This window comes from Phreatobacter sp., from assembly GCF_052440005.1.
Taxonomy (GTDB): domain Bacteria; phylum Pseudomonadota; class Alphaproteobacteria; order Rhizobiales; family Phreatobacteraceae; genus Phreatobacter.
Map to the genome: position 1 here is coordinate 58,200 of NZ_JBQVQL010000013.1, position 7,636 is coordinate 65,835.

Annotated in this window: 8 protein-coding genes; 7 read left to right on the forward strand and 1 reads right to left on the reverse strand. The window is 67.9% G+C overall.

Features of this window, described 5'->3' with window-relative positions:
• Nucleotides 1-87: 87 nt before the first annotated feature.
• Complete coding sequence (locus tag ACT6XY_RS05445; protein WP_444747313.1) at nt 88-2,520, reverse strand: methyl-accepting chemotaxis protein; 2,433 nt, start codon at nt 2,518-2,520, stop codon at nt 88-90.
• 280 nt (nt 2,521-2,800) lie between these two features.
• Between ACT6XY_RS05445 and ACT6XY_RS05450 the strand changes: the two genes are divergently transcribed.
• The 7 genes from ACT6XY_RS05450 to ACT6XY_RS05480 form a co-directional block, all read left to right on the forward strand.
• Nucleotides 2,801-3,154, forward strand: a complete 354-nt coding sequence (locus ACT6XY_RS05450; RefSeq protein WP_444747314.1) for an ArsR/SmtB family transcription factor — start codon at nt 2,801-2,803, stop codon at nt 3,152-3,154.
• A complete protein-coding gene (locus ACT6XY_RS05455) occupies nt 3,151-3,294 on the forward strand; it encodes a hypothetical protein (protein WP_444747315.1) in 144 nt (47 codons plus the stop codon). Before ACT6XY_RS05450 ends, ACT6XY_RS05455 begins: the two co-directional genes overlap by 4 nt.
• Before the next feature lie 3 nt (nt 3,295-3,297).
• On the forward strand, nt 3,298-4,368 hold the full coding sequence (arsB, locus tag ACT6XY_RS05460) for an ACR3 family arsenite efflux transporter (protein ID WP_444747316.1): 1,071 nt from the start codon (nt 3,298-3,300) through the stop codon (nt 4,366-4,368).
• A 17-nt stretch (nt 4,369-4,385) separates the two neighbouring features.
• Complete coding sequence (locus ACT6XY_RS05465; protein ID WP_444747317.1) at nt 4,386-5,429, forward strand: ArsJ-associated glyceraldehyde-3-phosphate dehydrogenase; 1,044 nt, start codon at nt 4,386-4,388, stop codon at nt 5,427-5,429.
• 1 nt (nt 5,430) lies between these two features.
• Nucleotides 5,431-6,690 (forward strand): organoarsenical effux MFS transporter ArsJ, encoded by a 1,260-nt coding sequence (arsJ, locus tag ACT6XY_RS05470; protein WP_444747318.1) that lies wholly within the window; start codon nt 5,431-5,433, stop codon nt 6,688-6,690.
• On the forward strand, nt 6,687-7,103 hold the full coding sequence (gene arsC / locus ACT6XY_RS05475; RefSeq protein ID WP_444747319.1) for an arsenate reductase (glutaredoxin): 417 nt from the start codon (nt 6,687-6,689) through the stop codon (nt 7,101-7,103). The genes arsJ and arsC overlap by 4 nt, the downstream gene beginning before the upstream one ends.
• Before the next feature lie 149 nt (nt 7,104-7,252).
• A partial coding sequence (locus ACT6XY_RS05480) for a ferritin-like domain-containing protein (RefSeq protein ID WP_444747320.1) occupies nt 7,253-7,636 on the forward strand: 384 nt, incomplete at its 3' end.

The following is a 7,636-nucleotide window of genomic DNA, read 5'->3' on the forward strand; positions in this document are numbered from 1 at the left end:
CGCAACGCGACGGGCGCAGCCCTCGCAGCGCGGAGCGAAGGGCAGTTACTTGCAGAGGCCCGCGTCGCCCGGGTCTCTCGCGGCCGCTCAGGCCGCTGCCGCCATGGCGGCCTCGGCTGCGGGAGGCAATGAGGCCAGCGCCTGGTCGAACTCGATGCCGGTTCCGGCCTCCCCCGTCCAGACGACACGCCCGCCTGCCGCGACGCCGTCCATCGTCAGCTGAACCATCGTGCCGACCGGAAGGTTCAGAGGTTGATCGAGACGCGCTCCCTGGGCGCTGATGTCGACCACCTCGACAGGGATGGTCCGCCCCTCAACCTCGACCGTGCCCGGCTCGCAGAGGGTGGTGCGGGAATTCCGGCGGCGTTCGTCGAGATCCTCGCCGATGCTGTCGAGGAACGAGGCGACGGACGCGGTGAGTGCCTGAGAGGCCTCCCCGAGAATGTCTGCGGTCTTCATCACCCGCGATGCCTCACCCGTCGTGTCCGAGGCCGAGGACGCAACACCCTCGACATTGGAGGAGACGACCTGGCTGCCGTCTGCAGCCCTTGCGACATTGCCGGCGATCTCGCGTGTCGCAGCGTCCTGCTGCTCGACCGCTGCGGCAATGGCCGAGTTGAGCGACGAAATGTCCTCGATGCGTCCGGCAATGGCGCCGATGGACGACACTGCCGTGTCTGTGGAGGATTGGATGGCAGAAATCCGCGCAGCGATCTCATCGGTCGCCCGGGCGGTTTGGGTAGCAAGGCTCTTCACCTCGCTCGCCACCACCGCAAAACCCCGGCCCGCCTCTCCGGCCCGCGCCGCCTCGATCGTCGCATTGAGAGCCAGGAGGTTGGTCTGGTCCGCGATGGAGCGGATGAGTTCGACCACACGGCCGATGCTCTTCGCGCCCTCCGCGAGCTGCGCGACGTCCTGATTGGTCGCGAGAGCCTGCTGCCGCACCTCGTTGACGATGGCGCTGGCCTGGTGCGCCTGGCCGGCGATCTCACGGATCGAGGCGCCGAGTTCCTCCGTCGCGCTCGCGATGCTCTGGGCGTTGGCGTTCGACTCGGTCGATGCGGAGCGCGCCTCCGTCGCCTGGTCGAGCGTGGTCGAGGCGACGCGCGAGAGAACCGATGCCGCCGAGCGCATCGACGACGTGCCGTCGGAGAGATTGTGAATCACGCCCGACACCTCGCCGCGGAACTGCTCCACGAGCATTTCCATATTGGCGCGGCGCGCGAGGTCGCGTTCGCGCTGCCGGCGCTGCTGCGCCTCGAGACGCTCGCGCTTGATGGCCCCGTCCCGAAACACGCCGACGGCCCGTGACATCAGTCCGATCTCGTCGCCGCGATCGATGCCGGCGAGCCTGATGTCGTGGCGCCCGCGGGCGAGATCGCCCATGTCGCCGACGAGGGCGACGATCGGCTTCGTCAGGGTCTTTGCGACCAGATAGCCGAGCACGCCGACGGCCAGCAGCACGAGCACGGCGATCACGATGAGGTTGCGGCGAAGCGCATGGACGGGCGCCAGGGCCTCATCCTCGGCCTGGAGTGCGGTGACCGACCAGCGAAGGTCGCCGAAGCTGAAGGGGCGGGCCGCGACGAGGCTCGTGGCGTCACGATAGGCTGTCTCGCCGATGGCGGCCTCACCCCGTATGGCCGTATCGATCACGGGTGAGCGCACCTGGGTCTTGAGGATGTCGCTCTGCCCCGTGGCGGTGAAGCGGGAGTTGGAGCGCATCAGGCCATCGCCGCCGACGATGATCGCGTCGCCTGTGGCGCCCAGTCCGTGGGCGGCCGTCATCACCGCATTGATGCGGTCGACGGGCATCTGGAAGGCGAAGACGCCGATAGTCTTGCCGGCCGCATCGACGATGGGCGTCGAGATGAAGGCGGCCGGCGCATCGTCCGAGGGCGCGTAGGCGCGGAAATCGGTGAGATGGACGGTGCCTGGCGCAGCCGCGAGGCCTTTGCGGAACGCGACGCCGAGATCGCTGTCGCGCCACTGGCCGGACACCAGATTGGTCGCGAAGTCGCGCTCCTTGAACACCGTGTAGACGAGGTTTCCGGCCGCATCGAACACGAAGACGTCGTAATAGCCGCGGTCGCGCTGCAACCGGTTGAACCAGGGATGCAGCCGGGCATGGTGGCGTGAATAGGCCGAGCCGTCGGCGGCCGCCTGAAGTTCGTCCTTCTTGCCGGTCGGATGCGGGTTCTCATCGATGTAGAGGGCCTGGAGCCGCTCAGCGGCACGGTCCCCGAGATCACGGTAACCGGCGGAGAAAGAGACGAGCGCGTCCCGCGCCATGTCGCTCGTCGCGATGAGCAGCGTGTCCTCGCGTATCACGCTGAAATAGCTCTCGAGGGCCTTCTGCCGCTCGGTGGCAACGGCCGACAGCGACTGCTGGATCATCGCCAGAGAATTGTTGCGAGCGGCGATATAGGACGAGACGCCCAGAACGACGGCGGTCGTCATGGCGGCGCCGACGACGAGCGCGGGGATCTTGATGCTCAGGCGCAAGCGGGACAGCAACATCACCAAACTCCATCTCGATCCTGGAGTTTTATCGGCGTGGGTTTGACGACAGGTAAACCACTGAGCAGGCCAGCGGCGGACGGCAGGCCCGAGGCGCGGCGGGACGACTTGCGACTGACCGTCCGAGCGGCCGTCGGATCTGGGTCTTTAGTCCCCCATGCGGGACGACTCGCGCCGGAATCACCCCATGCGGACAAATCTTGGCCTCGGGAGGCGGCATCCGGAGACAGCAGAAGCCGGCTGTCATCCCGACGTCACATCAATCGAAGATTCTGGATATATGGATGACGAAAAGGTGATCTTGGCCCTTGCTGCCCTTGCCCAGCCGACGCGGCTCAACGCGTTCAAGGCGCTTGTGGCCAGCGAGCCTGAAGGCGTGCCCGCCGGCGAACTGGCGCGCCTCTGCAGCGTTCCGCAGAACACGATGTCGTCCCATCTGGCGATCCTCCACCGTGCCCGGCTGGTCAGCGCCCATCGCCACAGCCGCTCGATCATCTACCGGGCCGATCTCGACCACTTCCGCGCCATGACGCTGCACCTCGTGCAGGACTGTTGCGGCGGTCGGCCGGAGGTCTGCGCACCGATCATCCAGGGCCTTGCGCCCTCCTGTGCAGCCAAGGCGGACGTGCCATGACCGAAGCGACCCGCATCGACGACGTGCTCTTCCTTTGCACCGGCAGTCTCTCCCGCTCCATCACGGCCGAAGCGATCCTCAACAAGGCTGGCGCCGGCATGTTTCGGGGCACCACGCGGCCGGCCCCGAAGGTTGCCTGAAGCATGCCCCTGTTCGAGCGCTATCTGACCCTCTGGGTCCTCGCCTGCATCGTGGCCGGTATCGGGCTCGGCACCGCGGTGCCGGGGCTGTTCACGACGATCGCTGCGGCGGAAGTCGCCAACGTCAACCTGCCGGTGGCGGTGCTGATCTGGCTGATGATCATCCCGATGCTGCTGCGCATCGACTTCTCGGCGCTGCGCCAGGTCGGCGCCTTCTGGCGCGGCATCGGCGTGACGCTCTTCATCAACTGGGCGGTGAAACCCTTCTCCATGGCGCTGCTCGGCTGGCTGTTCATCGGCTGGCTGTTCCGGCCTTACCTGCCGGCCGCGGAAATCCAGTCCTACATCGCCGGCCTGATCGTGCTGGCCGCTGCCCCCTGCACGGCGATGGTCTTCGTCTGGTCGAACCTGGCGCGCGGCGAGCCGCATTTCACCCTCAGCCAGGTGGCGCTCAACGACGCCGTCATGGTGGTGGCCTTCGCGCCCATCGTCGGGCTGCTGCTCGGTCTCTCGGCCATCACCGTGCCCTGGACCACGCTGCTGCTGTCGGTGGTGCTCTACATCGTCATCCCGGTGGTCATCGCCCAGGTGCTCCGCCGGCGCCTGCTGGCGGGCGGTCCGGCCGCGCTGGAGCGGACGCTCTCCATTCTCCAGCCCATCTCGCTCGTCGCCCTCCTGGCGACGCTGGTGCTGCTGTTCGGCTTCCAGGGGAGGCAGATCATCGCCCAGCCGCTGATCATCGCGATGCTGGCCGTGCCGATCCTCATCCAGGTCTATCTCAACTCCGGCCTCGCCTATCTCCTCAACCGCGTGGCGGGCGAGCGGCACTGCGTCGCCGGGCCTTCGGCGCTGATCGGGGCGAGCAACTTCTTCGAACTGGCGGTGGCGGCCGCCATCAGCCTGTTCGGTTTGAATTCAGGAGCGGCGCTGGCCACCGTCGTCGGCGTCCTCGTCGAGGTGCCGGTGATGCTGTCGGTCGTTTGGATCGTGAACCGGACGAAGGGGTGGTACGAGGCCGGCCCCGCAGTCCAGCGGCGCGAGGCCGCCGCGCCGCTTCCCGCGCCCGTGCCATGACGAGCGGAGAGACAGCCATGCGGGTGGGAATCAGCGGCATGGGCCGCATCGGGCGGCTGGCCTTGCGGGCAGCTCTGGGCGCCGCCCATCGCGGGGCGGACGATCCGCGGGCGGGCAACCGGCTCGACATCGTCCATCTCAACGAGATCAAGGGGGGCGCTGCGACCGCCGCCCACCTCCTCGAATTCGACAGCGTTCAGGGGCGCTGGCGCGGCGCCATCGCCGCCGAGGGCGAGGATGCGGTGAGGATCGGCGACAGGCGGATGAGCTTCTCCGCCCATGCCTCGCCCGCCGACATTCCCTGGGGCGATCTCGGCGTCGACGTGGTGATGGAATGTACGGGCAAGTTCCTCACCCCCGCGACGCTCGAGGGGCATCTGAAGCGTGGCGCCAAGCGCGTCATCGTCGCCGCGCCGGTCAAGGACCCCTCCGTTCTCAATGTCGTCGTCGGCGTCAACGAGCAGCTCTATGATCCGGCGAAACATCCCATCGTCACCGCCGCCTCCTGCACCACCAATTGCCTCGCGCCGGTGGTGAAGGTCGTCCACGAAGCGATCGGAATCGAGCGTGGCCAGATCACCACGATCCATGACCCGACCAACACGAATGTCGTCGTCGACGCGCCGCACAAGGACCTGCGTCGGGCGCGCTCGGCCATGCTCTCGCTGCAGCCGACGACCACCGGCAGCGCCACCGCCATCGCATTGATCTATCCCGAGTTGAAGGGGCGGCTCGACGGCCACGCGGTGCGCGCGCCCGTCCTCAACGCTTCGCTGACGGACTGCGTCTTCCAGGTGAAGCGGGCGACATCGGTCGCCGAGGTCAACGATCTCTTCAAGGCCGCGGCGGCCGGCCCGCTCGCCGGCATTCTCGGCTTCGAGGCGCTGCCGCTGGTCTCGGCGGACTATGCCCGCGACACGCGCTCGGCCATCGTCGACGGCCCCTCCACGCTGGTGACCGACGGCGTCATGCTCAAGGTCTACGCCTGGTACGACAACGAGATGGGCTATGCCTGCCGCATGGTCGATCTCGCCACGCATATGGCGCGGGTCGGGATCTGAGATGGCCGCGCTCTCCGCCGGTCTGCGCAACTACGCCATCGTCACGGCGGCCTATTGGGGCTTCACGCTGACGGACGGCGCGCTGCGCATGCTCGTCCTCTTCACCTTCTTCAAGCTCGGCTATTCGCCCTTCACCCTCGCGTTGCTGTTCCTGCTCTACGAGGCCGCCGGCATCGTCGCCAATTTCATAGGGGGGTGGCTCGCCACCCGTTACGGCATCACGCGCATGCTGACGGTGGGCCTCTCGACCCAGATCGCCGGCTTCCTGCTGCTCTCGGCCATGTCGCCGGGCTGGGAGGCGGCCTTCCTGGTCACCTGGGTGGTGGCGGCCCAGGGCATCTGCGGCGTCGCCAAGGACCTGACCAAGACCGCCTCGAAATCGGCCATCAAGGTCACCGAGAAGGAGGCGCGCAGCGCCGACGCCAGTTCGGACGGTCGCCTGTTCCGCTGGGTGGCCTGGTTCACCGGCTCGAAGAACGCGATGAAGGGCGCCGGTTTCTTCCTCGGCGGCCTGCTGCTGGAGGCCTTCGGCTTCCGCCTGGCGCTCTGGTTGATGGCGGCGGCGCTCGGGCTGGTGCTGATCGGCGTCGTCCTGTCGCTCCCCGCCATGATGGGCAAGGCCAAGGCCAGCGGCACGGCGCGCGAGCTCTTCGGCAAGAGCCGCGGCGTCAACCTGCTGGCGGCCGCGCGCATCGGCCTGTTCGGCGCCCGCGACGTCTGGTTCGTGGTCGGCCTGCCGGTCTTCCTCTACGCCTCCGGCTGGACCTTCCCGATGGTCGGCGCATTCCTCGCGGTCTGGACGGTGGGCTATGGGATCGTCCAGGCGGCGGCGCCCGCGCTGGTGAAGCGCAGCCCTGACGGCCTCTCCACCGAGGTGCCGGCAGCGCGGCTCTGGTCCTTCGCCCTGATGCTGGTGCCGGTGATCATCGCCGCGATCCTCGCCTTCCAGCCGCCGCGGGCGGACCTCGTCCTCGTCGTCGGCCTCTGCGTCTTCGGCTTCGCCTTCGCCGTCAATTCCTCCGTCCATTCCTATCTCATCCTCGCCTATGCGGGCTCGGAGAAGGCGGCGGAAGATGTGGGCTTTTATTACGCGGCCAATGCGGCGGGGCGCTTCGCCGGCACGCTGCTGTCGGGCCTGCTTTTCCAGACCGGCGGCATTCTCGGGTGCCTCGCGGGATCGGCGGTGATGCTCGCCGCCTGCTGGCTGGTGACCCTCGCCCTCCCGGTCGCGCGGGAGGCGTCGGTGGAGCCTGCGCCATGACGGTCACGATCTACCACAACCCCGCCTGCGGCACGTCGCGCAACACGCTCGCCATGATCCGGGCGAGCGGCGTGAAACCGGTCGTGATCGAGTACCTGAAGACGCCGCCCAGCCGGGAGAGGCTCATCTCCCTCATCGCGGCCATGGGGATCACGCCCCGCCGGTTGCTGCGCGAGAAGGGCACGCCCTATGCGGCGCTCGGCCTCGGCGACCCCTCGCTCACGGACGAGGCAATCCTCGACGCGATGATGGCCCATCCGATCCTGATCAACCGGCCCATCGTCGAGACGGAGAAGGGCACCCGCCTCTGCCGGCCGTCGGAATCCGTGCTGGCGCTGCTCGACACCCCGCCGACGAGCTTCACCCAGGAAGACGGCGAGGTGGTGCGGCCAGAGCAACATCCGTCGGCGTAACCCGATCGACGGCTCCCGGGAAACGGCCGGAGCCGGCGGACCCGATCTCACAATGACCGATGGGCCGACAAAAGCTCGGGGCGTCGCCCCCTGAATCGGCGGTGCGACGGGCGAGACCGAAGGTTTGGAACCCTGTCGCCGGCGTCTTGTTGCTCCCGCATCAACGGAGGATCCCCAGGTCGCAGACCGACGACGACCGGCTGGACCAGTGGCTGCGCGATGCCCATGCCATGGAGCAGCAGGCCGTCAAGATGCTCGACGGCATGGCCGAGCGCATCGAGAACTATCCGGAGCTCAAGGCCCGCATCGCCCGCCATGGGGAGGAGACGCGGCTACAAGCCGCCACCCTCGAGGATTGCCTGAAACGGCGCGGCACCGACGTGTCCACGCTGAAGGACGTGGCCGGCAAGGTCATGGGCATGGGCCAGGGGCTGAGCGGTCTGGTCGTCGGCGACGAGATCATCAAGGGGTCGATGGCCGGCTACACGTTCGAGCACATGGAGATCGCTGCCTACAGGGTGCTGGTCGCCACC